This is a genomic window from Micromonospora sp. NPDC005237 (genome assembly GCF_040607775.1).
Lineage (GTDB): Bacteria > Actinomycetota > Actinomycetes > Mycobacteriales > Micromonosporaceae > Micromonospora.
Genome location: NZ_JBEXHJ010000016.1, coordinates 18,393 through 42,912, shown reverse-complemented (window position 1 = coordinate 42,912; position 24,520 = coordinate 18,393). Strand labels below are relative to the sequence as shown.

The 24,520-nt window shown below is 72.2% G+C and carries 24 protein-coding genes; 7 read left to right on the top strand and 17 right to left on the bottom strand.

All coding sequences use genetic code 11. The features are described 5' to 3' along the window. The first annotated feature begins 51 nt into the window (after positions 1-51). Positions 52-1,662, top strand: coding sequence for an arabinofuranosidase catalytic domain-containing protein (locus tag ABZT87_RS30090; RefSeq protein ID WP_355139770.1), 1,611 nt, complete (start codon positions 52-54; stop codon positions 1,660-1,662). Between the two features lie 144 nt (positions 1,663-1,806). On the opposite strand, the gene ABZT87_RS30085 is transcribed toward ABZT87_RS30090, so the two are convergent. Beyond that, positions 1,807-2,424 (bottom strand): TetR family transcriptional regulator, encoded by a 618-nt coding sequence (locus tag ABZT87_RS30085; protein WP_355139768.1) that lies wholly within the window; start codon positions 2,422-2,424, stop codon positions 1,807-1,809. Between the two features lie 189 nt (positions 2,425-2,613). Here ABZT87_RS30085 and ABZT87_RS30080 point away from each other — a divergent pair, with 189 nt between their 5' ends. Beyond that, entirely contained in the window at positions 2,614-4,254 is a 1,641-nt protein-coding gene (locus tag ABZT87_RS30080) for an MDR family MFS transporter (RefSeq protein ID WP_355139766.1), read from the top strand. Positions 4,255-4,336: 82 nt separating this feature from the next. Then, positions 4,337-5,155, top strand: coding sequence for a phosphatase PAP2 family protein (locus ABZT87_RS30075; protein WP_355139764.1), 819 nt, complete (start codon positions 4,337-4,339; stop codon positions 5,153-5,155). On the opposite strand, the gene ABZT87_RS30070 is transcribed toward ABZT87_RS30075, so the two are convergent. The 7 genes from ABZT87_RS30070 to ABZT87_RS30040 all read right to left on the bottom strand — a co-directional run bounded on the left by ABZT87_RS30070 (position 5,121) and on the right by ABZT87_RS30040 (position 12,088). Then, positions 5,121-5,690 carry a hypothetical protein gene (locus ABZT87_RS30070; RefSeq protein ID WP_355139762.1) on the bottom strand — a complete coding sequence of 190 codons (570 nt, stop codon included), beginning with the start codon at positions 5,688-5,690 and terminating at the stop codon, positions 5,121-5,123. The genes ABZT87_RS30075 and ABZT87_RS30070 overlap by 35 nt on opposite strands. 141 nt (positions 5,691-5,831) lie before the next feature. Then, positions 5,832-7,325 (bottom strand): arabinofuranosidase catalytic domain-containing protein, encoded by a 1,494-nt coding sequence (locus ABZT87_RS30065; protein WP_355139760.1) that lies wholly within the window; start codon positions 7,323-7,325, stop codon positions 5,832-5,834. A 551-nt stretch (positions 7,326-7,876) separates the two neighbouring features. Further along, complete coding sequence (locus tag ABZT87_RS30060; protein WP_354861080.1) at positions 7,877-8,236, bottom strand: hypothetical protein; 360 nt, start codon at positions 8,234-8,236, stop codon at positions 7,877-7,879. Positions 8,237-8,246: 10 nt separating this feature from the next. Further along, entirely contained in the window at positions 8,247-10,013 is a 1,767-nt protein-coding gene (locus tag ABZT87_RS30055; protein WP_355139758.1) for a hypothetical protein, read from the bottom strand. A 19-nt stretch (positions 10,014-10,032) separates the two neighbouring features. After that, a complete protein-coding gene (locus ABZT87_RS30050; protein WP_355139756.1) occupies positions 10,033-11,259 on the bottom strand; it encodes a hypothetical protein in 1,227 nt (408 codons plus the stop codon). A gap of 193 nt (positions 11,260-11,452) precedes the next feature. Beyond that, positions 11,453-11,785, bottom strand: a complete 333-nt coding sequence (locus ABZT87_RS30045; RefSeq protein WP_355139754.1) for a putative quinol monooxygenase — start codon at positions 11,783-11,785, stop codon at positions 11,453-11,455. A 36-nt stretch (positions 11,786-11,821) separates the two neighbouring features. Continuing rightward, positions 11,822-12,088: a helix-turn-helix transcriptional regulator gene (locus tag ABZT87_RS30040; RefSeq protein WP_354861073.1), complete on the bottom strand. Its 267-nt coding sequence runs from the start codon at positions 12,086-12,088 to the stop codon at positions 11,822-11,824. A gap of 103 nt (positions 12,089-12,191) precedes the next feature. Here ABZT87_RS30040 and map point away from each other — a divergent pair, with 103 nt between their 5' ends. Continuing rightward, positions 12,192-13,010, top strand: coding sequence for a type I methionyl aminopeptidase (map, locus tag ABZT87_RS30035; protein WP_354861072.1), 819 nt, complete (start codon positions 12,192-12,194; stop codon positions 13,008-13,010). A gap of 61 nt (positions 13,011-13,071) precedes the next feature. Here the strand turns inward: map and ABZT87_RS30030 are convergent, their stop codons facing one another. The 4 genes from ABZT87_RS30030 to ABZT87_RS30015 form a co-directional block, all read right to left on the bottom strand. Then, positions 13,072-14,067 (bottom strand): histidine kinase, encoded by a 996-nt coding sequence (locus ABZT87_RS30030; protein ID WP_355139752.1) that lies wholly within the window; start codon positions 14,065-14,067, stop codon positions 13,072-13,074. After that, a complete protein-coding gene (locus tag ABZT87_RS30025) occupies positions 14,064-15,236 on the bottom strand; it encodes a DUF418 domain-containing protein (RefSeq protein WP_355139750.1) in 1,173 nt (390 codons plus the stop codon). The genes ABZT87_RS30030 and ABZT87_RS30025 overlap by 4 nt, the downstream gene beginning before the upstream one ends. A 72-nt stretch (positions 15,237-15,308) precedes the next feature. Further along, positions 15,309-15,953 carry a response regulator transcription factor gene (locus tag ABZT87_RS30020; RefSeq protein ID WP_354861068.1) on the bottom strand — a complete coding sequence of 215 codons (645 nt, stop codon included), beginning with the start codon at positions 15,951-15,953 and terminating at the stop codon, positions 15,309-15,311. 41 nt (positions 15,954-15,994) lie between these two features. After that, complete coding sequence (locus ABZT87_RS30015) at positions 15,995-16,822, bottom strand: PIG-L family deacetylase (RefSeq protein WP_355139748.1); 828 nt, start codon at positions 16,820-16,822, stop codon at positions 15,995-15,997. A 202-nt stretch (positions 16,823-17,024) separates the two neighbouring features. On the opposite strand from ABZT87_RS30015, the gene ABZT87_RS30010 reads away from it, so the two are divergent. After that, positions 17,025-17,918: an alpha/beta hydrolase gene (locus ABZT87_RS30010; protein ID WP_355139747.1), complete on the top strand. Its 894-nt coding sequence runs from the start codon at positions 17,025-17,027 to the stop codon at positions 17,916-17,918. A gap of 10 nt (positions 17,919-17,928) precedes the next feature. On the opposite strand, the gene prfH is transcribed toward ABZT87_RS30010, so the two are convergent. The 5 genes from prfH to ABZT87_RS29985 form a co-directional block, all read right to left on the bottom strand. Further along, on the bottom strand, positions 17,929-18,537 hold the full coding sequence (gene prfH, locus ABZT87_RS30005; RefSeq protein ID WP_355139745.1) for a peptide chain release factor H: 609 nt from the start codon (positions 18,535-18,537) through the stop codon (positions 17,929-17,931). Then, the gene (locus ABZT87_RS30000; RefSeq protein WP_355139743.1) at positions 18,534-19,721 is read right to left on the bottom strand and encodes an RNA ligase RtcB family protein; all 1,188 of its coding nucleotides are present in this window, start codon (positions 19,719-19,721) and stop codon (positions 18,534-18,536) included. Before ABZT87_RS30000 ends, prfH begins: the two co-directional genes overlap by 4 nt. A gap of 308 nt (positions 19,722-20,029) precedes the next feature. Continuing rightward, positions 20,030-20,680, bottom strand: a complete 651-nt coding sequence (locus ABZT87_RS29995; RefSeq protein ID WP_355139741.1) for a methyltransferase domain-containing protein — start codon at positions 20,678-20,680, stop codon at positions 20,030-20,032. Between the two features lie 151 nt (positions 20,681-20,831). Continuing rightward, the gene (locus ABZT87_RS29990; RefSeq protein WP_354861058.1) at positions 20,832-20,990 is read right to left on the bottom strand and encodes a hypothetical protein; all 159 of its coding nucleotides are present in this window, start codon (positions 20,988-20,990) and stop codon (positions 20,832-20,834) included. A gap of 232 nt (positions 20,991-21,222) precedes the next feature. Continuing rightward, the gene (locus ABZT87_RS29985; RefSeq protein ID WP_355139739.1) at positions 21,223-22,149 is read right to left on the bottom strand and encodes an AraC family transcriptional regulator; all 927 of its coding nucleotides are present in this window, start codon (positions 22,147-22,149) and stop codon (positions 21,223-21,225) included. Between the two features lie 82 nt (positions 22,150-22,231). Here ABZT87_RS29985 and ABZT87_RS29980 point away from each other — a divergent pair, with 82 nt between their 5' ends. Both ABZT87_RS29980 and ABZT87_RS29975 read left to right on the top strand, forming a co-directional pair. Beyond that, a complete protein-coding gene (locus ABZT87_RS29980) occupies positions 22,232-23,200 on the top strand; it encodes an SDR family NAD(P)-dependent oxidoreductase (protein WP_355139737.1) in 969 nt (322 codons plus the stop codon). A gap of 94 nt (positions 23,201-23,294) precedes the next feature. Further along, the gene (locus tag ABZT87_RS29975) at positions 23,295-24,506 is read left to right on the top strand and encodes an FUSC family protein (protein ID WP_355139735.1); all 1,212 of its coding nucleotides are present in this window, start codon (positions 23,295-23,297) and stop codon (positions 24,504-24,506) included. Positions 24,507-24,520 lie beyond the last annotated feature (14 nt).

Below are 24,520 nucleotides of genomic sequence, written 5' to 3'. Positions count from 1 at the left end.
CCACCTGCGGCGTCGGCCATCCACGCCGTCACGACTCCGAGGAGCCACCTCGTGCGAACCCCGTCCCCCGCCGGGTCAGGCATGGCCCGCGATCCCATCCCGAGACGTCGCCTCCCACGCCTGGCCGTCCTGGCCAGCGCACTGGCCGGCGTCCTCGTCCTCGTCACCGTCGGTGCGACGGCCGGCGCCGGATCGTCCGCCGCCGAGGCCGCCGCCGCGCCGCTGGCGGCCGCCGCCATCGCGCCCGGGCAGAGCACCACCATCGTCGGCGTCCCGTCCGGTCGATGCGTCGAGGTTCCCAACTCAAGCACCACCAACGGCACCCAGACCCAACTGTGGGACTGCAACGGCGCGGCCGGCCAGACCTGGACCTGGACGTCGAGCAAGCAGCTCACGGTGTACGGCAACAAGTGCCTGGACGCCTCCGGCCGGGGCACCACCAACGGCACCGCGGCGATCATCTGGGACTGCAACGGCCAGACCAACCAGCAGTGGAACGTCAACAGCAACGGCACCATCACCGGTGTGCAGTCCGGGCTGTGCCTGGACGCCAACGGCGCGGCCACCGCGAACGGCACCAAACTGATCCTCTGGGCCTGCAACGGCGGCGCCAACCAGCAGTGGGCCTCGCCGAGCACCCCGCCGACAACGACCCCGCCGACCACCACCCCGCCGACCACCACCCCGCCGCCGAGCGGCGCGCGCCCGTGCGACATCTACGCCTCCGGCGGCACCCCGTGCGTGGCGGCCCACAGCACGACGCGAGCCCTCTACGCGACGTACGCCGGCAACCTCTACCAGGTCCGGCGCTCGTCGGACAACACCACCCGCAACATCGGCCTTACCGGCACGGGCGGCACCGCCAACGCGGCGACGCAGGACTCGTTCTGCTCCGGCACGACCTGCGTGATCACCGTCGTCTTCGACCAGTCCGGGCGCGGAAACGACCTCTGGTACCAGGGGTCCAGCGTGGTTCCGGGCTCGCCGCAGAGCAGGCCGGCGACCGCGACCTCGGAGTCCCTGACGGTCGGCGGCGCCAAGGCGTACTCGCTCTACATCAATCCTGGCAACAGCTACTGGCGCGACGGGCACCTGACCGGCGTGCCGACCGGCGCGGCGCCCGAGGGCATGTACATGGTGACCAGCGGGACCCACGTCAACAGCGGCTGCTGCTTCGACTACGGCAACAGCGAGACGACGCGCAAGGCCGACGCCGCCGGCGCGATGGACGCCATCAACTTCGGCAAGCAGTGCTGGTTCGGCGGTTGCTCCGGCAGTGGTCCCTGGGTGCAGGCCGACCTGGAGTGGGGTCTGTTCCCCGGTGGCAGCAGCTCGTGGAACCCGAACCAGCGGGCGTTCACCAGCAAGTTCGTCACGGCGACGCTCAAGAACAACGGCACGTCCCGCTTCGCCATGAAGGGCAGCGACGCCCAGTCCGGCAGCCTCTACACGCTGTGGGACGGCTCGCTCCCGTCGGGATACAGCCCCATGAAGAAGCAGGGCGCGATCATCCTGGGCAGTGGCGGTGACTGCTGCAAGCCCGACGGGGGCGCGAACCTGAGCGCCGGCACCTTCTACGAGGGGGCCATGGTCGCCGGTTACCCGTCCGACGCGACCGAGAACGCGGTGCAGGCCAACGTGGTGACCGCTGGTTACCGCTGACCCCGTCGACGGCGGGCCTCGTCCGCTGGCCACCACCGCTCCCGGCGGTGGTGGCCGGCGCGACGGGGCCCGCCGTCGTTCCGCTGTGGCGCTCGCTGGCGGCGGGCCGGTGCGCGCCGTGTCGGGTCGTACACCTGTCGATGGTCAGGTCGTCGAGTCGTCTGCCGGTGCGGCGGCCGACGGGGGAGCGACCTCGGCGAGCGCGGTGCGAACGATCTCCAGCAGGTCGTCGCCCGGGTGGTCGATCCAGTGCTGGGTGGCGACGCGCAGGGCGGCCAGGAACGTCGCGGTCAACAGACGGGAGCGCAGCTCCACCGCCGCGCCGGTGAGCCGGTGCGCAAGCTCCGCGGCCAGCTCGCGCTCGATCGCGGTGTACGCCGCGACCTGCTGCGCGGCCAGGCCGGGGTGCCCGCGCAGCTGCCGGCGTCGGGTCAGCCAGCTGTGGTCGCGATCATCCGATGATTCCCTGGTGGAGTGTTCGGCCGCCCGGCTCAGCGCGGTCCACGGCGGCTCGCTGTCCGGCCGCTCGTGCACCAACTGCAACAGCCGGCGCAGGCGCACCGTGTCGCCGTGAAAGAGCGCCTCCTCCTTGCTGGAGAAGTAGTTCGAGAACGTCCGCCGGGAGACGTTCGCGGCGTCGGCGATCGCCTCGATGGTCACGCCGTCGGGGCCCTGCTCGGCCGCGAGGCGCAGGGCTGACTCGTGCAGGGCGAGGCGGGTGGCCGCCTTCTTGCGCTTCCGTAGACCGGTGATCTCGTCCATCGCGCTCAGCGTACGTCGAGTGACCGGCTTCTCAATGCGCAAACTTGCCGACTGGGCAAGATCGGTAGATGCTTGCGTGAGGCAACCAACTCAGGTGCGCGAATGCGCGGGTTCGTGAACCCACGGCGCTCGCCGCGCAGCCCTGTTCGACGTCGCCCTCGCCAACCACGACAAGCTGGAGGCCGCGCGATGAGCGCACCCACCACCACGGCCGGCACCGAGCCGATGACCCATCGGCAGACGCTCGAGGCGCTCAGCGGTCTGCTGCTGGTGCTCTTCGTCGCGATGCTGAGCAGCACGGTCGTCTCGACCGCGCTTCCCAAGATCATTGGGTCGTTGAACGGCTCCCAGAACCAGTACACCTGGGTGGTCACCGCGACCCTGCTCACCGCGACCGCCACCACCCCGATCTGGGGCAAACTGGCTGACCTGTTCAACAAGAAGCTCCTCATCCAGATCGCCATCGTGGTCTTCCTGCTGGGCTCCGTCATCGCCGGCTTCTCGCAGAGCGCGGGGCAGCTCATCGCGGCCCGCGCGTTCCAGGGCATCGGGGTCGGCGGCCTGCAGGCCCTCGTCCAGGTGGCGATCGCCGCCATGATCCCGCCGCGTGAGCGGGGTCGCTACAACGGCTACCTCGGCGGCGTCATGGCGGTCGCGACCGTCGGCGGCCCGCTGCTCGGCGGCCTCATCGTCGACACGTCCTGGCTGGGCTGGCGCTGGTGCTTCTTCGTGGGTGTGCCGGTCGCCGCCATCGCGCTGATCCTGCTCCAGGCGACCCTGCACCTGCCGACGCTGCGGCGGGAGAACGTCAAGATCGACTACCTGGGTGCCACCCTGATCGCCGCCGGCGTCAGCGTGCTGCTGATCTGGATCTCCTTCGTCGACGGTTCGTTCGCGTGGGTCTCCTGGCAGACCGGGGTCATGGTGGGCGGCGCGCTCCTCCTGCTCGCCCTCGCGGTCTGGGTGGAGTCGCGGGCGGCCGAGCCGGTGGTCCCACTCGGCATCGTGCGCCAGCACACCACCGCGCTGGCCATCCTCGGCAGCCTCGCGGTCGGCATGGCCATGTTCGGCGGCGCGGTCTTCCTCGGCCAGTACTTCCAGATCGGCCGCGGCTACAGCCCGACGGAGGCCGGCCTGCTCACCATCCCGATGATGGCCGGCGTCCTCGGCTCCTCGATCGTCGCCGGGCGGCTGATCACCCGGACCGGGCGGATCAAGCCGTACATCGTCGCCGGTTCGATCATCCTGGTCGCCGGGTTCGCGCTGCTCGGCACCATCGACCACGAGACGTCGCTCGTCCTGGTCGGCGTCGCCATGTTCATCGTCGGCACCGGCGTCGGCATGACCATGCAGAACCTCGTCCTCGCCGTCCAGAACACGGTGGCCCTCAAGGACATCGGCGCGGCCAGCTCCAGCGTCGCGTTCTTCCGGTCGCTCGGCGGCACCATCGGTGTCTCGGTGCTCGGCGCCGTCCTCGCCCACCGGGTCACCGACCAGATCACGCGTGACCTGACCGCCGCCGGGATCCCCGCCTCCGGCGCCGGCGGCGACAGCAACCTCAACATCACCGCGCTGCCCGACGGGATCCAGCACATCGTGCGGGCCGCGTACGGCGACGCCACCGGGCACATCTTCCTCATCTCGGCCGCCATCGGGGTGGTCGGCGTCATCGCCGCGCTCCTGCTCCGGCCGGTGACCCTGCGGACCAGCCTCGACCTGCCGGACGCCGCCACGACGACGGCGGTCGGCGCCGACGCGGTCGACGGGGCGCCCGCGTTCGACCAGGTCTCCGTCGACCCCGCGCCGAGGGGGACGCCCGACCGGCGCTGACGTCCGACCGCAGCGGGCCGCCACCGTCTGGAGACGGTGGCGGCCCGATCCACCCGGCGACAGTGACTGAATCGAGGCGCCTGTGGAGATCGCCGAGCTGGCGGTGCCGCAGCCGGTGGCACCCGGCCGGCGGGCCGCTCCGGCCCGCCGCGCGGCGCGCGAGCTGCTGCTCGTCGCCACGCTGTTCCTGCTCTACAAGGTGGCGCGGATGGCGGTGGCCGGTCGGGTGTCGACCGCGCTGGCCAACGGCGAGTCGGTCTGGCACATCGAGCGGCTGTTCCACCTGCCCGACGAGGCTGCCGTCCAGCATCCGCTGCTCGCGCACGACCTGGTGGCGCACCTGGCCAACGGCTACTACGCGTACGTGCACTTCCCCGCGACGGTGATCACCCTCATCTGGCTATACCTGCGACACCCGGCGCACTACCTGTGGACGCGTCGCGTGCTCGCCTGTCTCACCGCGGCGGCTCTGGCCCTGCACCTTCTGGTTCCCCTGGCGCCGCCCCGGCTGACCGCGCTGACGGGCCTGGTGGACACCGGCCGCCGGTTCGGGCCCACCGTCTACGGTCCACCCGACACCGACACCCTCAGCAACCAGTACGCCGCCATGCCGTCCCTGCACGTCGGGTGGGCGCTGGTCGTGGCCGTCGCGCTCGTCGCGGTGACCCGCGGGCGCCTCCGGTGGCTGTGGCTGGCCCACCCGCTCGTCACCCTGCTGGTCGTCGTGGCCACCGGCAACCACTACTGGCTCGACGGTGTGGTGGCGGCACTGATGCTCGGGGTCGTCCACCTGGTCCTGCCCACGCCCGCCGAGCGACCCGAGCCTCTTTCCCAGCCCCAAGCCACCGCGGCAACGAAACGAGACCTCAGCCCACCGGTACGCCGTACTCGCGCTCGGTGAACAGGTCGACGTCTCGCGGGCCCAGTTTGGCGACCCGGCGCGCGTGCAGGGCGAGCTGCCGACGTGCCTCGCCGAGGCGGCGGCTGGCGATCGTCATCTCGTCGGACGACTCGAACGGCTCCGTACCGCTGGCCCGCAGCGCGGCGGCCAGCACCCCGTTGAACGCGGTCATCAGCCCGTTGGTCAGCGCGATGCCGTCCTGGTCCCCGCGCGTCCAGATCTCCGACCAGGCGGCCTCCACCGTGACCATGTCCCGGGCCAGCCAGTCGTGCAGCATCATCGGCCCCAGCGGCTTGTGCCCTCCGAGCAGGTCGTTACCCGCCTCCGGCAGGCCCGACCGCCAGTACCCGGTCTGCCGCAACGCCTCGGCCTTGTGGGCGAGGCGTAGGGCGCCGGACAGAACCAGGACGTACGCCCGCTGAAGCTCGGCCCGCTCGCGCTGCCGCCGCCTGATCCGACTGTGCACCGACACCACGAACAGCGATGCGAAGGCGGTGATCGCGGAGCCGAGCAGGGCGGCCAGGGTTGAGTTCACGCCGACATGATGCCTGCCGCCGCTTGGCGTCGCCGCGCGGGCTCACCCCGGCTCGGGAACCTTCCCGAGCCGGGCCACGCGGCGTAGCGGATTGGTCGCGGCCGCCACACGCCGCGAGACGGGGGTGGCGGCCGCGGGACCTCAGCGGTAGCCGGCGGCGACGATGTTCGCCTGCACCGCGTTCTCGGTCGCGTCGGACGGGTAGCCCGCCACCATCGCGCCCTCGTAGAAGGTTCCGACACTCTGGTTGGAGTTGTCGATGCAGCAGTCGCCACCACTGCCCAGGATGATGGCGCCCTGCTTCCGCATCGGGTTGTAGCCCGAGGGCAGCGAGCCGTCCCAGAGCGTGTAGAGGTTGCCGGACTGGGAGTTGCTGCCCTTGATGGCGAAGCGCGTCGTACCGTTGTTCTTCAACGTAGCGGTGACGAACTTGCTGGTGAACGCCCGCTGGTTCGGGTTCCACGAGCTGCTGCCGCCCGGGAACAGACCCCACTCCAGGTCCGCCTGCACCCAGGGACCGCTGCCGGAGCAGCCGCCGAACCAGCAACTCGTTCCGAAGTAGATGGCGTCCATCGTGCCCCGGCCGTCGGCCCGACGGGTGGTCTCGCTGTTGCCATAGTCGAAGCAGCAGCCGCTGTTGACGTGGGTCCCGCTGGTCACCATGTACATGCCCTCCGGCGCGGCCCCGGTCGGGATGCCGGTCAGGTGCCCGTCGCGCCAGTAGCTGCTGTTGCCGTTGATGTAGAGCGAGTAGACCTTGTTGCCGCCGACAGTCAACGACTCCCTGGTCGCCACCGCCGGCTGCACGGCGCCACCGATGCCCCCCGCGCCCTGGTAGCCGAGGTTGTTGCCGCGCCCGGACTGGTCGTAGATGACCGTGATGACGCACGTGGTGTTCGCGCAGAAGCTGTCCTGGGTGGCGGAGTTGGCCCGTCCTCCGGTGCTGAGCACCCCGATGTTGCGGGTGCTGTTGTCCGAGGATCGGCGTACCTGGTAGAGCGACCCGTTGTAGGAGGCGTACAGGGCACGGGTGGTGCTGTGCGCCGCGACGCAGGGCGTGCCACCGGCCGTGTAGATGTCGCACGGCAGGGTCGTGCTCGGCGGAGGCGTGGTCGGCGGCGGTGTGGTGGGTGGCGGTGTGGTCGGCGGCGGTGTGGTGGGTGGCGGTGTGGTCGGTGGCGGTGTGGTCGGCGGCGGGGTCGTCGGGTTCACCCCTCCCGTACAGGTGGTGCCGTTCAGGGCGAAGGAGGCCGGTACGGGGTTACTGCCGGTCCAACTGCCGTTGAAGCCGAAGCTCGTGCTGCCGTTGGTGGGAATGCTGGCGTTGTAGGGGGCATTGGTGACGGTGAGTTCGCTGCCTGCCTGGGTGTAGCTGCCGTTCCACAGTTGGGTGACGGTCTGGCCGGCGGCGAAGTTCCAGGTCAGTCGCCATCCGTTGACGGCGTCGCCCAGGTTGGTGATGGTGACGTTGGCACCGAAGCCGCCCTGCCACTGGGAGCTGACCGAGTAGGTGACCTGGCATCCGGCGGCGGCCGCCGAGGCGCCGGTCTGGGTGAGGGCGGCGCCGACGAGCACGAGTGTGGCGGCGGCGGCGATGAGCGCCGACCGCCGGTGGCGGGGTTGTCTGAGTCGCACGTGCTCTCCTCATCGGTGAGAGATTGACGATGTGCCGGGGGCCGGCCCGTTCCCCCTGCTCGGGCCCGGACTCTGAGCAGGGGGACGGCGGGACCTGGCCCGGTCTGTGGCCGCGTACGACGACACCGAGGCCGTCCGGCGCCGGGGTGAGCCGTCGGGGACGGCGTGGTCGGCGGGCCAGGCGGTTCGGTACGTGGCGTTACGGTTGCCGGTCAGCGCCGACGGTCCTGCCCGGGGACGCGGCGGTGATCGATGAAGTGGCCGTGGCCTGGAATCGTCCGGCCCTCGGCGCGGGTCGCCCGGTGGTGATCCCGGGCCGTCCCGTGCCGGCCACGCTCCACCCGCCCCACGCCGCGAACGATGTCGACCGCACAGCCGGGACCAGCAATGACAGGCCCTTCGTGACGGTCAGATTACGCTCAGATATCGACGGTCGTCGGCTACGTTAGCGTTAACAGGATGGCATGTCCATAGACGACCGTGGGTATTCGCTCGCACCGACCCGGGCGCCCTTGGTGCCGTCGGGCCAGCCAGCTCTGCTCACCGTACGGTCAGAGTGGCCAGTGCTGGGAGACGATGTCGATGGCGGCCCTGACCGCCTCCGCCAGCGTGCCGCCGACCGTGGCCAACGCGGCAAGTGTCTCCAACGACGTCAGCACCGGCTTGGGATCCGGCTGCCGTTGCTCGCGTGCGACCTCGATCGCGGTCACCTCGCGGCCGGCGCGATCCGGGTCCTGGAAGTCGGCGACATGCTCCTTCAGGGTGCGCAGCAGCGCGTCGAACCGCTCGGCGAGGTCGTTGGTCCCGTTGTACTGGACCATGGTGACGTTGTCGCTGGCCATCGCCTGTTGCCCACCATGGATCGTGTTGTGGAACACGATCGACCGGGCCGGCTGATCCGGGTCCGCCATCGAGGGCCTCCTAGGTGTGCTGTTCGAACGTGACATTGGAGCTGGCGAACGCCTGCTGACCGCCGAAGATGGTGTTGACGTTGCCGAAGATGTTCTGGACCTCGGACGCGCGCTGCACCAGATCGCCGGTGTCCAGGCCCCGCTCGGTCAGGAACGACACGACCGCCTCCAGCACGGCCCGCTCCAGCAGCTTGGTGTACTTCCACTCGTCGAGCAGCTGCAGGTGCTTGACCGCGGTCCGCTCGGCGACGAGCTGACGCACACTGACCCGGGCGCCGTAGTCGTGCGTCCGGAACTGCTCGCTCGCGGCGAGCGCGTCGTCCATCCGGGTCTTCATGCCCCGATCGTGCCGCAGTCGCTTGATGAGGTGCCAGCCGCTGAGCACCGAGTCGGTCACCATGTTCGCCAGCACGTCACGCACGATCCGGACCATCGACTGCTCGGGCCGCAGCCGATCGACCACCGCGTACCGGGCCTCGATGGGGGGCATCACGGTGGTGACGAACTCGACGTAGAGCAACCCGCCCTCGACGGCGGCGTGCACGAACGCGGAGATGTCGATGCCGAGGTTCTGCTCGGGCAGCACGAGCCGTCCGTCGGCGGTGTGCAGGGGCTTGCCGGCGCCGCTGACCACGATCCGGTCGTAGTAGCGCAGGCCGCCCTGCGGATGCCGGACGATCACGTCGATCACCTCTTCCGAGGCGCGGCTGCGCGGCATCCCGGTCACCGGGTCGAGCAGCGGGTCACCCTGCCGGCGTACCCCGTCGGCGACGATGTGCGGCACCAGGGAGAGCCCGGGCACCCGGACGGCGCGGGGCAGCGGATCCTCCCGCATCCGCCGGATCGCCGCCCGGACGTGCGCGGTCAGCGCAGGCCCCAGCTCCGCCTGGTCGATCGGCGAGGCATCCGGGCTGCCGTCGCGGCCGGCGGCCCGGCCGGGCGCGGGCCGCACCGGAATGGCGTACGACCAGCCGTGCTCGGCCGCACCGCAGCCCAGGAAGGGGTCCCGTTCCTGGACGGTGATGTTGCCGTACTGGGCGCGGGCCACCAGGTCGAGCCGGCGGGCCACCCGTTCGTTGGGCAGGGTCGGCAGGACCGGTGGGATGCCGGGGCGCAGCTCGTCGGTCAGGATCTGGTGGGTGGTGCGCTCGAACCGGACGAGGACGGCGAGGGTGGCGACACCGAGCAGGAGGGGCATCCAGGCCAGGAAGCCGAAGAGGCCGGCCGTCATCCTGGCCTGCAGCGCCTCGACCAGTGAGTCGGCGCTGAGGTCGGGGCCGGTGCCCAGCAGGGAGCCGGCGAAGAACTCGAGGCCGCTCGACACAGTGAACAGAGGCAGCACGAGCGCCAGGCCGCCACTGCACAGCACGATGGTGATCAGCGTGCCGTACAACAGGACGCGGACGGGCAGGGACAGCTGGCGCGACTCCCGGGACCGGGCCAGCAGCACGGTGAACCCGAGCACCACCCAGCCCACGGTGGCGGTGATCGAGGTCAGCAGACCGATGACGAGCAGCCCGAACAGAATGCTGTCGCGGACCAGGTAGCGGTGCTGCGCCCGGAAGCAGTGCCGGACGACCGCGTTGAGGTCGAAGCCGAACGAGAGCGCGACGGCACGCCGCTCGTCCTCGATCACCTCTCTGATCACCGTCTCGGCGTACCTCTGGTCGAGGTAGGCCGCGCCACACAACTGCCGGGTGGTGTCGGACAGCCGCGGTGGCACCTGGTACGACGGGAAATCGAAGGGGTCGGTCTGCGGCGCCTCGGTCACCGTCACGTCGTCATCTCCCGGCTCCCTAGATTTCCCTGCTGGTGCGGGTGGGCAACCCGCATGAGGTGGCGATCGGGTTCCACCGGCGCAGAAACTCGTTCTTGGCCTTCTGGGACTGCTCGGAGAGCTGGTTGCCCCGCCGCCAGTTGGCGTCGAGCGAGCAGCCGGAGCTGATGGAGCGTCGCGTCCAGGCGGCGTAGGCCGCGTCGGCGTCCCCGGCGTACGTGAAGGCGGAGACCAGGTGGGAGCGCATCGCCGGCCCGTCGGTGAGCGCGTCGACGGTCAGCGCCTCGGCCTGGTCACGCTGGGTGCGGCGTTGGCGTGTCACGCCGTCCAACAGGCCGAGCGAGCGGTTCAGGTCGCGGCACTCTCCCACGGCCGCGATGGCGATGGCCAGGTCACCGCGCGAGGCGATCGACTCCGACAGCAGCGCGTCCACCGCCTGGGCCTGCGTCTGCCGCCGGGCATCCGGATCGTCGCTCACCGTCGGCGTCGGCGTCTCCGGGCCGGGCGTCGTCGTCGGGACCGGGTCGGGCGTCGGCGGCGTCTCGGTGGGCACCTCGTCGTCGGCGGTCGGGGTCGCCGAGGTGGACGTCGCCTCGGAGACGGCGGCGGACAGCGGCACTGTCATGCCCGCGACGAGCGCCACCGCGACGGTCACCACGACCGTGGGCACCAGAAGCTGGAGCCCTCGCCTCAGGTCACCGTCACGGCCGTCACCCCGGGCCGCGCGCGCCCACAGGTAGCCAGGTGACTCGGGTACGCCCCGGACGGCCGTCAACAGGTAGATGGCCACGGCGAGCGCGGCGAGCACGTAGTGCCACAGGGCCAGTCGACCCGGCACCTCGGACGGCTCCTGGGCGCCCCGGGCGAGCGCGACGAGCAGCAGCACCAGCGCCCAGCCGGCGAACAGCACCGCACACACCAGCAGGTCCCACAGCGGGGGTGGCAGGGCCGCCCCCGACATCGCGCCCGAGGCCCCGCCGTCGACGGGCGACGCCCCCGGCGGTTCGGTCGCGAAGGGTGTCGCGCTGGGTGGCTCGGTCGTGAAGGGTGTCGCGCTGGGCGGTTCGGTCGCGAGGACGGTCGGGCCGGGCGGCTCGGTGGTCGGGTCGGGAGGCTCGGTCGCGACGGAGAACGCGCGGGGCGGAGACTCCTGCTGCGGCACGGCGGCGCCGGGCAGGGCCGAACCGCACCGTTGGCAGGTGGGGAGCGCCGCATCGGTGTCGGCCCCACAGGTGACGCAACGCATCGATCACCGCCTTCCCCGGCAGGCGCTTGTCACGCTGGACCTTAGCGACGAGATCGATGTCCGACATCCTCCACCCGGGCCGGCGTCGGGGATCGCGGATATCCGACAGTCCCCAGTGGAGCTACCGGCCCGGGTTGGCGAAAAGCGCCGAGCGGAAACGGCGGAAAGTGGCCCTGCCGGCGTCGGCCGGCGGTCAGCGGGCCTCGGGTACGGCCATCTCGCCGAGCAGCGACCAGTCCTGCTGCGGGACCGTGGCGTTGACGATGCGCGGCGTCTCGGCCAGGTGCGGCGGCAGCGTCTCCTGCGCGGCGCGGAAATGGGCCGACTGGACGTGGGCCGCGCCTGCCTCGTCGTCGCGGAAGGCCTCGACCAGGACGTACTCGGTCGGGTCGTCCAGGCTGCGGGACCAGTCGAACCACAGGCAGCCCGGCTCGGCGCGGGTCGCCTCGGTGAACGGGGCGGCGATCTGCGGCCACTGGTCGGCGTGCTCGGGCAGCACCCGGAATTTCGCGGTAATGAAGATCATGGGCTCAAGGCTACCCAGCGGTCGTCGACTGAGTGCTCAGGACGCCTCACGGACGCGCAGATCGGCCAGCCACACCTCGGCCAGGTCGCTGAGCGCGACGCCGAGGACCTCGCTGAGGCAGACCACGGTGCCGAACGCGGGTGCCGGGAGCCGGCCCACCTCGATCTTGCGCAGCGTCTCGGGTGACATGCCGGCCGCCAGGGCCACCTCGACGAGACTGCGGCTGCCCCGTGCGACCCGGAGGGCCGCCCCGAGGCGTTGCCCCGCGGCGATCTGTTCCGGTGTGAGGGGTGGGCGGACCATGTGAGCAGGATAGATGCGTCCGCGCGGACCGGCAATGTCGACCCGCCGACCCCTCGGGCCAACGTGGTATAAATATACCGCACCGGAGACGGAAGGGTTGATCGTGATCGAGCTGAAAACCGCCGCGGAAGTCGATCGAATGGCCGTGACCGGCCGGTTCGTCGGCGAGCTGCTGGCCGAGCTGCGTGCGGTGGCCGCCGCAGGGGTCAACCTGCTGGACCTGGAGCACCACGCCCGCCGCCGAATCAGGGAGCGGGGCGCCGAATCCTGCTACTGGGACTACACGCCGTCGTTCGGTCGCGGCCCGTTCCGCAACGTCCTGTGCCTCTCGGTCAACGACGCCGTGCTGCACGGTCTGCCGCACGACTACGTCCTGCGCGACGGTGACCTGCTGAGCATCGACATGGCGGTCGGGATCGACGGCTGGGCCGCCGACTCCGCGCTGTCCGTCGTCGTCGGCACCCCCGACCCGGCGGATCTGAAGCTGATCGAGGCCACCGAGGTCGCGCTGGCGGCCGGCATCGACGCCGCGCGGCCGGGCAACCAGCTCGGCGACATCTCCGCCGCCATCGGGGAGGTCGCCCACCGCTACGGCTACCAGGTCAACGACGAGTTCGGCGGGCACGGCATCGGCCGCACCATGCACGAGGCCCCGCACGTGCCCAACAACGGCCGACCCGGGCGGGGCATGAAGCTCAAGCCCGGCCTGACGCTCGCGATCGAGCCGTGGTTCTGCCGCAGCACCGGCAAGATCAAATTTGACCAGGACGGCTGGACGATCCGGTCCGCGGACGGCTCGCGCTCGGCCCACTCCGAGCACACCGTCGCGGTCACCGAGACCGGCCCCCGGGTGCTGACCCACCGCCCCGACCAGGGCGTACGGCCGGACAGCCGCAGCGGGCAGTCGGCCGCGACGTCCTGAGGCGTACCGCCGCGGAGCGTGCGGGCCGTCGGCCTGCGGTGCCTGCGGTGCCTGTGCAGTTTCATGCCGGCTCGATCGGGATCGTGACGCTGACCCGGGTCGGGCCGCCGACCGGGCTGTCGACCGACAGGCGGGCGTCGATGGCGTCGAGGCGACCGATGATGCCGCGCAGGCCGGTGCCGCGGCCCGGGTCGGCGCCACCGGAACCGTTGTCGTCGACCTGGATCCGTAGCATGTCGCCGGCCTGGTCGAAGGTCACGCACGCCGCCGTGGCGCCGCTGTGTTTCGCCACGTTGGCCAGGGCTTCGGCCACCGCGAAGTACGCCGCGGTCTGCACCGCCGGTGGGAGCTGCGCGGGCGGGTCGCCGGTGACGGTGACGGGCACGGCGAGGTCGAGCGCCAGGGCGCGGACGGCGTCACCGAGGCCGCGGTCGGCGAGGACCGCCGGGTGGATGCTCTGGGTGACGGTGCGAAGGTCGTCGAGGGCGGCGGTCGCCGTGGCGCGGGCCTCCGCCAGCAGTTGCGCGGCACCGTCGACGTCGCGGCGCAGCAGGTCCCCGGCCAGGCCGAGGGTCAGCGCCAGGGACACCAGGCGGGCCTGGGCCCCGTCGTGCAGGTCGCGCTCGATCCGTTTCAGCTCGGCCGCCTGCTGGTCCACGGCGCTGCGGCGGGAACGGGTCAGCGTGGCGATCCGCTCGGTGAGCTCCCGCTCGCGGGCGCCGGGAGGGCGACTGACCACCCAGGCGTGCAGCCCGACGATCGTCGCCAGGCCGAGCAACGTCCAGGCCGGCCAGAAGTAGCCGCCACCGGTGAGCACCCAGACGCTGAGGTCGGCGCACCCGATCAGGGCGCACGCGGCGACGTCGAGGGCGAGCCAGAGACGCCGGCCCGGTGGCACCCGCAGTGCCCGCCGCAGCAGGAGCCGGCCGAGCAGCACGATGCCGACCCCGAAGTACACCCACCGGGGCCAGAACACGCCACGGCCGGTGACCAGCCAGGCGACCGTGGCCGCGACGCAGAGCGCCCCGGCCACGGTCCTGCGGGTGATGGCGGTCATCGGCGGGTGGTGCGGTAGGTGATGCGTCGCAGCAGCGTCTCCGCCGGCCCCCGGTGACCGGTGACGCTCAGCGTCCAGGCGGCGGCCAGCGAGACCAGCCAGGTGACGACCGCCACGCCGGCGGCGGCGTACGTGCCCTCCAGGTGCAGCGCCCACGGCGCGAACAGCGCCAGCCACACCGCGGACTGCAACAGGTATCCGCTCAGCGACCGTTGCCCGAGCGCGACCACCGGGGCGAGCAGGGCACGGCCGCGGCGGGCACGGTCGAGTCGCAGTGCCAGCAGGCCGAACAACGCCACGTAGCCGGGCCCTCCGTACTCGCCGCTCACGGCGTGGACGAGTGCCATGGTCCCGACCGTAGCGGCGTCGACGTGCACGGCACCAGCGGCGATGAGCGCGTAGGGGAGCGCGCCGACGACGGAGATGCCGAGGCAGCCGACGGCGACGCGGCGCAGCAGCACGCGGTGCGCGGCTGGGTTCTCCAGGATGCGGTGCCGGGCCGCCCAGATGCCCAGCCACACGATGACGATGAACGGGAGCACGGTGGCGGTGTGGACCGGCCACTCGGCGAGTCGGTCGAGGATGGACTGGCCGTACGACGAGGCGGCGAGCGACGGGTTCGGCGTGTTGGTGAGGACGGCGTTGCCGCCGCGCGCGCCGACGAGCGCGGTCACCGCCAGGACCCCGGCGTACGCGGTCTGGATGCCCCAGAGCCACAGCACGACGCGGTGGAACCGGTCGCCGCGGCGCAGCAACAGCAGGGTGGCGGCGATACCGACGATGCCGTACGCGCCGAGGAAGTCCCCGAAGTACAGCAGCGTCGCGTGGCACAGGCCGAAGACGATCAGGGCGGCGTTGCGCCGCAGCAGGATCCGCCGTGCGCCCTCGCCCTGTCGTCGGGCGATCTGCACGAGGCCGTACCCGAACATGACGGCGAAGACCGGGTAGGCGCGGCTGTCGACGAACGTCGCCAGGACGGCGTTGACGACGCGCTGCGCGCCGTGCGGCGTGCCGTCCAGGCCGGGCTGGCCGGCGAACGCGGCGTTCGCGGCGTTCGCGAGCGCGATGAACAGCAGCATGGCGCCCCGGGCGAGGTCGGGGGCGAGGGCGCGGTCGGTGCGGGGGACGGGGCCCGGTTGGAGGGCCGTCGTGCTGACGGTTGCGGTCATGGTCTCAGGCTCGCCGCTGGCGCGACGCGTTTCGAGGAGCCTGGAACCCCTCCCGTGGTGGTGCCAGTACCCCTATGCGTCGAGGTAGGCGAGGACGGCGAGGACTCGCCGGTTGTCGTCCTCGGAGGACTGCAGCCCGAGTTTGGCGAAGATGCTGTTGGTGTGCTTGGCGACGGCCTTCTCCGTGATGAACAGGGCGGCGCCGATGGCGGCGTTGGACCGGCCCTGCGCCATCTGCCCGAGCACCTCCCGCTCGCGAGGGGTCAACCGGTCCAGGGGCAGCACCCGGGTCCGGCTGTCGAGCAGCTTCGCCACCACTGTGGGGTCGAGCGCGGTGCCGCCCGCGGCGACCCGGCGGACCGCGGCGACGAACTCGCCGAGGTCGGACACCCGGTCCTTGAGCAGGTAGCCGATCCCGCCGTGGCCGTCGGCGAGCAGTTCCCGCGCGTACAGTCGCTCCACGTATTGAGAGAGCACCAGCACCGGCAACCCCGGCACCTCGGCCCGCGCCGCGAGCGCGGCCCGCAGACCCTCATCGGTGTACGACGGCGGCAGCCGCACGTCGACCACGGCCACGTCGGGGCGCCGCGTGACGAGTTCGGTCAGCAGATCCGGCCCGGTGCCCACGGCGGCGACCACCTCGAAGCCGTGGGCCTCCAACAGCCGGATCAACCCGTCCCGCAACAACACGAGGTCTTCCGCCACCACCACCCGCACCCGGCAACGGTAGCGGGCCCGCCGCCGGGTGTGGGTACGCGTCAGCGCAGGCCGGCGAAGAGGTCGTCCTCGGGCACCGGCGCGCCCGTGGTGTCCCGCACCCGGACGAAGGTCTCCCTGCCCATCAGCTCGGTGAACCGCTCCGGGCCCAACTGGAGGAAGAAGATGTTCTCGGTCTGGCTGGCGTGCGCGGCCAGGGCCTCGAACTTCTGCGCGCCGTAGCTCCGGGTGTCGACCCAGGTGGTGATCTCGTCGTCGGGCAGCCCCAGCTCGGGCTGGTCGGACGACGGGTCCGGCTCGGCCCACTCGACGCCGAGCTCCTTCATGATCCGGCCGAACTCCGCGAACGCCGTCCGCGGCACGGTGGTCCAGTAGACCTTCGCGGGGATGTCGGTCTGCGCGACGGCGGCCATGGTGATGCGATGCGCCTGGATGTGGTCCGGGTGGCCGTAGAAGCCGTTCTCGTCGTAGGTCACGATGACGTCCGGCTGGTAGCGGCGGATCAGGTCGGCGAGCCGGTCCGCGGCCTCGGCCACCGGCGTCGTCCAGAAGGAGCCGGGCTGGTCGTTCGTCGACCAACCCATCATCCCGGAGTCGGCGTAGCCGAGCGTCTCCAGGTGGGTGACCTTCAACGTCGCGCAGCTGTCCTCCAGCTCGGCCTGACGCATCGCCACGACGGCGGCCGGGTCGTGGCCGGGCCCACCGGGCTTCGCCCCGCCGGGGCCGTCGCCGCATCGCCCGTCGGTACAGGTCACGAGGACCGTGGTGACACCTTCGGCCGCGTACCGGGCGAGGACGCCACCGGTGCTCGTCGCCTCGTCGTCGGGGTGCGCGTGCACCGCCATCAGGGTCAGGGATCGCTCAGCCATGTCATCACCCTACGACCAGCGCGGCGACCACACGGGAAGTGTCCTGTTTGCGGACGCATTCTAGCGATCCGCGCACCGGCGCTGCTGTTCTTGCGCAACTCGCTGTCCGGCGGCTCGTGGATTCCTACGATTTCGGGGCTGGGCCGGTGGTCCGGAGCCGCGTTTCGACAGCCGGAATCAGCCGAGGAAGGAGACCGGTTCGATGGCACTGTTCGATGACGTGCGACAGATCGACGCCGGGGTCCTGAACGTCGGATACGTGGACGCCGGCCCGGCCGACGGCGCTCCCGTGATCCTGCTGCACGGCTGGCCGTACGACATCCACAGCTTCGTCGACGTCGTACCGCTGCTCACCGACGCCGGCCACCGGGTCGTCGTGCCGTATCTGCGGGGTCACGGCACGACGCGGTTCCGATCCGACGACGCCGTCCGCAACGGCGAGCCGGCCGCCATGGGGCTCGACCTCATCGCCCTCATGGACGCCCTGGGCATCGACAGCGCGAAGTTGGCCGGGTTCGACTGGGGTGCGCGTACGGCCGATGTCGTGGCCGCGTTGTGGCCTGAGCGCTGTTCCGGTCTGGTGTCGGTCAGCGGTTACCTGATCGACGGCCAGGAGTCGGGCCGGACGCCGCTGCCGCCGAAGGCCGAGTTCGCCTGGTGGTACCAGTTCTACTTCGCCACCGAGCGCGGCCGGCAGGGGTACGACCGCAACCGCCGCGACTTCGCCCGGCTGATCTGGCAGACCGCATCGCCGCGGTGGATGTTCGACGAAGCGACCTTCGAGCGCAGCGCCGCCGCGTTCGACAACCCCGACCACGTCGACATCGTGATCCACAACTACCGGTGGCGGCTGGCCCTGGCCGAGGGCGAACCGCAGTACGACGAGGTGGAGAAGCGCCTGGCCGGCAAGCCGAGGATCTCGGTGCCCAGCATCACCCTGGAGGGTGACGCCAACGGCGCTCCCCACCTGGACCCGAGTGTCTACGGCAAGCAGTTCGCCGGCCGGTACGAGCACCGGACCGTCGGCGGCGGCATCGGGCACAACCTGCCCCAGGAGGCGCCGCGGGCCTTCGCCGACGCGGTCCTGGAGGTCTGAGCGCGCTGCGCTACGGGCGTTCGGTGCGGGTCGGGTCGCCCCGCACGAGGTCGTCGTGGATGCGCCAACGGGCGGTGGTGACCGCGCGGCGGGCCGCCTCGTCGCCGCGCTCGACCCGTTGGCGCAGCAGCTCAAGGGCGACGCGCCGGTTCAGACTGAACTGCCGTTCGTCGTCCACCACCACGACCAGGCCCGAGGGGCGGTGCGTGGCGCGTACCGCCGTGCTGGCCTTGTTCCGGTGCTGGCCGCCGGGACCGCCGGTGCGGCAGCCGACGATGTCGACGTCGGCCTCGGCGAACGTCGTCGGCGGCGCGTCGCTCGGCGGCGGTTGCGCGGTCACGTACCAGTTCTTTCGACCGGCGCTCGTCCGGTAGGGGCTGGGCGCCTGCCAGCACAGCGTCCCCGTCCAGGAGGCGGCGAACGCCTCGACGTCGGCGCCGGACAACCGGATCAGCACCGACCGGTAGGTGCCGGGCCGGTCACCGGGCACCGCGTGGACCCGCTGGACGGTCACGCCCTGCCGGGTGGCGTCAGCCTCCAGGCGGCGCAACAGGTGGGCCAGCGCCCACGCGCACTCCCGCGGCCCACGGCCGGCGGACAGCAGCAGCTGCGCGCTCACGACCGACCCCGCCCGCGACGCTTGTCGCGCCGGTCCGACCTCGACGCGGCCCCGACATCCGGCGTCTTGTAGGTGACCAGGGGGATCGTGGTGGCCACCGGCGTGGCGAGCCGGTGCTCGACGAGATCGCCGATCACCTGCTCGATCCGCTTGTACGCCGTGGGCGCCTCCTCGAAGAGCAACTGGCGGTCACCGCACACCACCAGGGAACCCACCGGGGTACGCCGCAACTCCTCGACCGTGTGCTTGGCCCGGCCCCGGCGCAGCGCGTCGGCACGGGACATCTTCCGGCCCGCGCCGTGCGCCACCGAGTGGTTGGCGTCCGCCCCGGCGTGGGCGGCCACCAGGTACGACGCGGTACCCCGCGTACCGGCGACGAGCACGTCGCGGCCGTCACCGGGCGCCGCCCCCTTGCGGTGCAGGTAGACGCCGTCGCGCACCTCGACCAGGTTGTGGCACTGGTCGACGACCGGCTCGGTCGGCTCGGCCCCCAGGGCGTACGCGACCCGGGCGGCCAGCAGCCGCCGGTTGAGCGAGCCCCAGCGCACCGCCTCGTCGTGCCGGGCCAGGTACGCGGCCGGGTCGGGAGCGGGGCCCGCCCCGTGCGTCTCGGTGTGCGTGCGCAGGATCCGCTCACCCAGGCCCCGCGAGCCGCTGTGCACGACGAGGACGAGGTCACCGGTGGCCAGCCCGAGTCGGTGCGCGTGCTCGGGTGCGAAGACGGTGTCGACGCGAGCCAGCTCGACGAAGTGGTTACCGCGGCCGACCGTACCGAGACCGTCCCGGTGGCCGGCGGGAACGTCGCCCGCGACGACGGTCCAGGCCGGATCGTCGGCGTCCCGCTCGGGGTCGAGCGCGCGGTCGAGGTCGGGGAACCGGGCAGCCAGCCGCTCGGGTACGACGCGCCGGAGTCGAATGGGGAACACCGCGATGCCGCAGCCGATGTCCGAGCCCACCAGGAACGGGTACAGCACGGTCGACGCCATGGCCGCGCCGATGGGGGCGCCCTTGCCCGGGTGCAGGTCCGGCATCCCGGCAACGTGGACCATGCCGTCGAGGGCGGCCACCTGCCGGCACTGGTCGAGCGCGGCGGACTCGATCCAACTCGCGGGGGACGCGAACACGGCAATGGTGGCCGGGGCGGACGGGGACGAAGACTCCCGAGGGGAGTGGTGCTCAGACAACGACGCTCACTTCTCGCTGAATCGCAAGGGGACGGACGGCGGTACGGCACCGAGCGGCGCGAAGCGGCCTCGGCGCGGTGCGGGTGGTGTCCGTCAGTACGTCATGGGCACCACTCTGGGGACGCCCGTCGTGTGCGGCAAGCGATTATCGACGCGGGCCCGGCACGCGGCCGGCCTGTCCCGGCAGCAGCTGGTGAGGCCCGCTCGCCGCTGCGGCGTACGCTGCCGCGATGCGAGCCCGGCGGCCCTGGACGACTGGCTGGCCGGCCTGCCGAGGCGCTGAACCTCGCGGACGGCCCGATGACACCTCAGCGCAGCCGGTGCTCCGGCTGGATCGCGCGACCCAGAACGCACGGCGAGGAGGGGCTGGAACTGCCGGCCGGGAACCGGAAGCGACGCAGCTCGTCGATGGCGAACCCGGCCGCCTCGATGGCGGCCGTGGTGTCGCGGCCGGTGTGGCAGCCGCCGAACAGTTTCGGCCAGAGCGTGGCGTCGGAGAACCGTTGGACCCGACGGAGGCGACCGGGCTCCTCGGCGGCGACGTGCTCGAAGAAGCGCAGCTGGCCGCCGGGGCGCAGCACACGGTGGATCTCGGCGAGCGCGGCGGCCTGGTCGGGCACGGTGCACAGCACCAACGCGACCACGACCGCGTCGAACTCGCCGTCGGCGGCGGGCAACGCCTCGGCCAGGCCGTCGACGACCGTGATCGGCACCGGCGCGGCCGGGGCCGCCCAGACGGCGGCGGCACGCAGGCGGCGTTCCGGCTCGACCGCGACGACCTCGGTCACCGTCCGCGGGTAGTGGGCGAACATGCGCCCGTTGCCGGCGCCGACCTCGAGCACCCGGCCGGTCAGGCCGGCGACCAGGTCGCGGCGGAACTCGGCGGTGCCGGCGCGGTCCATGGCGACGCTGAGCCTTTTGTACACCCGCGCGAACACCGGGTGGGACACCGCAGCCACGTCGACCTCCAGCCTCTGACGATCAGGATTCCGGGCAGCGACCACAATCATGGGCGGTGATGTCAACCGCGCCGGTGTGGCGCGCTCCGTGGGCTGGTTCTGCCCCGCGATTCCGCGCACCGGACGGAGACGGGAAGTGGCCCGATCAGCGTCACTCGGGCGGCGCGTGCCGCAGGCGTTGCGCCAACTCCAGCCGCCAGACCAGGCCGATCGCGACGACCGGCACCAGCGCGAACACCGCCAGCACCCGGCACAGGGACTTGACCATGGCCTCCGAGCGCGGGTTCGCCGGACGCATCCAGATCGCCACGTTTACCAGCAGGAACGGCAGCAGAAGGCACCCGCAGCTCCACGATGTCGCCGAGGGTGTCGGGCCCGCTCACCCGCGCTGATCCATCCGCCGTCGCCCCCCGAGGCGTCCGACCGCCCGGCGCCGGCGATCCAGCCGCGGGTGGCCCCACCACCCGCGTGGCAGACCGGGGTCTACCCCGCCCGGACGCGCCCAACCGCGCAGGCGACGCGCCGCACCGCACGGGTGACCCCTATGCGGTCCGGGCGCTCCCGGCCACCTGTCTGCGGTACGTCCGCGGCGAGACGCCGGTGACACGTTTGAAGGCCACGCTGAGGGCGCTCTCCGAGCCGTACCCGACGGCCAGGGCGATGGTGGCGACGGTGTCCGAGCCGCGGCGGATGCGGTCCGCCGCGAGTTCGATCCGCCATCGCGTGAGGTACTCCAGCGGGCCCACGCCGACGACCTGCCGGAAGCGGGCGGCGAGCGTGGAGCGGGAGACGGACGCGGCGCGGGCGATCTCGTCCACCGTCCACGACTGCGCGGGCCGCCCGTGCATCGCCCGCAGCGCGGGAGCGACCACCGGGTCGGCGAGCCCGGCCAGCCAGCCGGACGTGTGCTGCGGACCGCGGGCCAGGTGCAGCCGCAGCACCTGGATCAGCAGGACGAGCGCCAGGTGTTCGGCGACGAGTCGCGATCCGAGCTGTGCCTGCCGCAGCTCGCTGTCGATCTCGTCGAGCGCCCACCGGATGGTGGCGGCCGCGGGGGTGTCGGCGGGCACGTGGATGATCGGCGGAAGGCTGTCCAACAGGAGACTGCGACCCCGGTCGCCCAGGGAGAACGCGCCGCCGATGAGGAACATGTCGTCGCCGTCGCCCGCGTGCGCCACGCCGTCGGCAGCGGCGGCGAAGATCGGGTACGCCGGCTGGACCGGTGCGTCGGGGGCACTGAAGAGCGTGTAGGCCACCGGCCGGGTCAGCAGGTAGCAGTCGCCCTCGGCGAGGCCGATCGGCTCGGGCTCGCCGTCGACGAGCAGGAAGCAGCGGCCGCGCCGGATGGCGTTGAACTTCGCGCCGGCCGGTGGGTCGAACCGGACCGCCCAGCGCCCTCCGGCGACGAGGCCGGCGGAGACGTGACTCGTCGCATCGAGCAACGCCAGTACGTCCTCAAGGGGATCCATCCGCACCGTCCTGGACGATCACTAAAGTATCGCGGATCCTAGACTATAGGCAGTCCAGGTTCAGGTTCATAGTCTGGCTGACATGACAGCGAACCCACGCCTCACCACGTCGTTCACCGCCCGTACCACCGCCGCCGAGATCCTCGACGGCGTGGACCTCACCGGGCGCCGGATGATCGTCACCGGCGGCGCCTCCGGCCTCGGTGTCGAGACGGTTCGCGCCCTGGCCGGCGCCGGCGCCGAGGTCACCGTCGCGGTCCGTGACCCCGAGCGGGCCGCCGCGCTCGTCGCGGAGTTCGCCACCGACGCCACCCGGGGCGCCGTCCGGTCGGCCGCGCTCGACCTCGCCGATCTGGCGTCGGTCGACGCCTTCGTCGCGGCCTGGCGGGGCCCGCTCGACGCGCTGGTCGCCAACGCCGGCATCATGGCGCTTGCGACCCGGCAGCTCTCCGCGCAGGGCTGGGAACTCCAGCTCGCGACCAACTACCTGGGGCACTTCGCGCTCGCCGTCGGTCTGCACGACAACCTGCGTGCCGCCGGGGCGGCCCGGGTCGTGGTGGTCAGCTCCGGGGCGCACCTGGGCGCTCCGTTCGACGTCGAGGACCCCCAGTTCGAGCGGCGCCCGTACGACCCGTGGTCGGCGTACGGGCAGTCGAAGACCGCGGACGTCCTGCTCGCGGTCGGCATCACCCGGCGGTGGGCCAAGGACGGGATCACCGCCAACTCCCTCAACCCCGGGTACATCCACACCAACCTGCAACGTCACCTGGACGACGACATGATGCGCGCGTTCGGCGCGATGGACGAGGCGGGCAACCTCGTCGTGCCGGACCACTACAAGACGCCCGCCCAGGGAGCGGCGACCACCGTCCTGCTCGCCGCGTCACCCCTGCTCGACGGCATCGGCGGCCGGTACTTCGTCGACAACCAGGAGGCGGAGGTGGTGCCCGGCGGCCCGAACGCCGCCGGCGGGGTCGCCGACCACGCAATCGACCCGGTCGCCGCGGACCGGCTCTGGGCGTACGCCGAGAAGATGCTCTCCGCGCGCTGAGCGCGACCGCCGTCGGCCGCCGGGCGCGGCGCGCTCGCGCGTGGCCGCGCCCGGCGGCCAGGATTGATCGGGGTACGGCGGGGTAGCCGCCGCCATGGTCGCTGCCGGTCGGCCCGCTACGGACGGGGGCGCCGCGGCGCGGGCCGGCGCGGGAGCGAACGCCGCTGCGCCGACGACCGTCGCCCGGCTCCGCGCCCGCCTGTGGGGCACGCTGCGGGAGCGGGCGCGGCGGGTACGGAGCGTCGGCGGCCTCGCTCTGCAGGCCGGTCTGGCTGCGGCGCTGTCCTGGCTGGTGGTGCGCCACGTGCTGCACGTCTCGCAGCCGGTGTTCGCGCCGATCTCCGCGGTCTCGACCCTCGCCGCGTCGGTCGGGCAACGGCTGCGTCGCACCGTCGAGTTGATCATCGGCGTCACCGTGGGGGTGCTGGTCGGCGACCTGCTGCTCACGGTCACCGGCACCGGGTGGTGGCAACTCGCCCTGATCGTCGTGCTGGCGATCCTCGTCGCGTTGTTCCTCGCCGGCAGCGCGGCGGCGGTGATCCAGGCCGGGGCGACGGCGGTGCTCATCGCCACGTTGAGTCCGTCCGTGCGGGACCTGGAGATTCCCCGCTTCGTGGACGCTCTCGTCGGGGGAGCGGTGGCGCTGCTGGTCACCGCCGTCCTTCTGCCGTTGAGCCCGCTGCGGGTGCTCAACCGGGCCGCGCGCCCGGCGTTGGACCTGCTCAGCACCCAGCTCGACGCCACCGCTGGCGCGCTGGCCGACCGCGACATCGCCCGTGCGCTGGCCGCCCGGACGCAGCTGCGGGAGAACAAGGACGAGCTGCGGGCGCTGGTCGAGGCGACCCAGGGGGCCCGGGAGGCCAGCACCCTCTCGCCGGTGCACTGGCATGAGCGGCACGGGCCGGTGGGCCGGTACGCGCAGGCGGCGGGACCGATCGACCGGGCGATGCGCAACGCCGGAACGCTGATCCGCCGCGCGGTGACCGTGATCGACGACGGTGAGCCGATCCCGAGGCAGCTGCCGGAGGCCGTCGCCGACCTCGCCGAGGCGGTACGCGTGCTCAAGCGGCAGTTCGCCGCCGGTCACGAACCCACCCAGGCGCGGGAGCAGGCCCTGCGGGCGGTGTGCGCCGCCGGTGACGCCTACCGGGAGGGGGTCGGTTTCTCCGGTGCCGTCGTGGTGGCGCAGGTCCGGACGACCGTCAGCGATCTGCTGGTGGCCACCGGGCTGACGCAGGAGGTCGCGAACCGGCTGGTCCGCCGCGTGTTCGGGGGGCCGGAGCGTCGCACCGGCGATCGGCGATGAAGGTCATGGCAGCA

Coding starts and splice junctions, on each gene's coding strand:
- ABZT87_RS30085 (WP_355139768.1), bottom strand. CDS start 2,424: ATGGACGAGATCACCGGTCTACGGAAGCGCAAGAAGGCGGCCACCCGC.
- ABZT87_RS30080 (WP_355139766.1), top strand. CDS start 2,614: ATGAGCGCACCCACCACCACGGCCGGCACCGAGCCGATGACCCATCGG.
- ABZT87_RS30060 (WP_354861080.1), bottom strand. CDS start 8,236: ATGGCGGACCCGGATCAGCCGGCCCGGTCGATCGTGTTCCACAACACG.
- ABZT87_RS30050 (WP_355139756.1), bottom strand. CDS start 11,259: ATGCGTTGCGTCACCTGTGGGGCCGACACCGATGCGGCGCTCCCCACC.
- ABZT87_RS30045 (WP_355139754.1), bottom strand. CDS start 11,785: ATGATCTTCATTACCGCGAAATTCCGGGTGCTGCCCGAGCACGCCGAC.
- ABZT87_RS30040 (WP_354861073.1), bottom strand. CDS start 12,088: ATGGTCCGCCCACCCCTCACACCGGAACAGATCGCCGCGGGGCAACGC.
- ABZT87_RS30030 (WP_355139752.1), bottom strand. CDS start 14,067: ATGACCGCCATCACCCGCAGGACCGTGGCCGGGGCGCTCTGCGTCGCG.
- ABZT87_RS30025 (WP_355139750.1), bottom strand. CDS start 15,236: ATGACCGCAACCGTCAGCACGACGGCCCTCCAACCGGGCCCCGTCCCC.
- ABZT87_RS30015 (WP_355139748.1), bottom strand. CDS start 16,822: ATGGCTGAGCGATCCCTGACCCTGATGGCGGTGCACGCGCACCCCGAC.
- ABZT87_RS30010 (WP_355139747.1), top strand. CDS start 17,025: ATGGCACTGTTCGATGACGTGCGACAGATCGACGCCGGGGTCCTGAAC.
- ABZT87_RS29985 (WP_355139739.1), bottom strand. CDS start 22,149: ATGGATCCCCTTGAGGACGTACTGGCGTTGCTCGATGCGACGAGTCAC.
- ABZT87_RS29980 (WP_355139737.1), top strand. CDS start 22,232: ATGACAGCGAACCCACGCCTCACCACGTCGTTCACCGCCCGTACCACC.
- ABZT87_RS29975 (WP_355139735.1), top strand. CDS start 23,295: ATGGTCGCTGCCGGTCGGCCCGCTACGGACGGGGGCGCCGCGGCGCGG.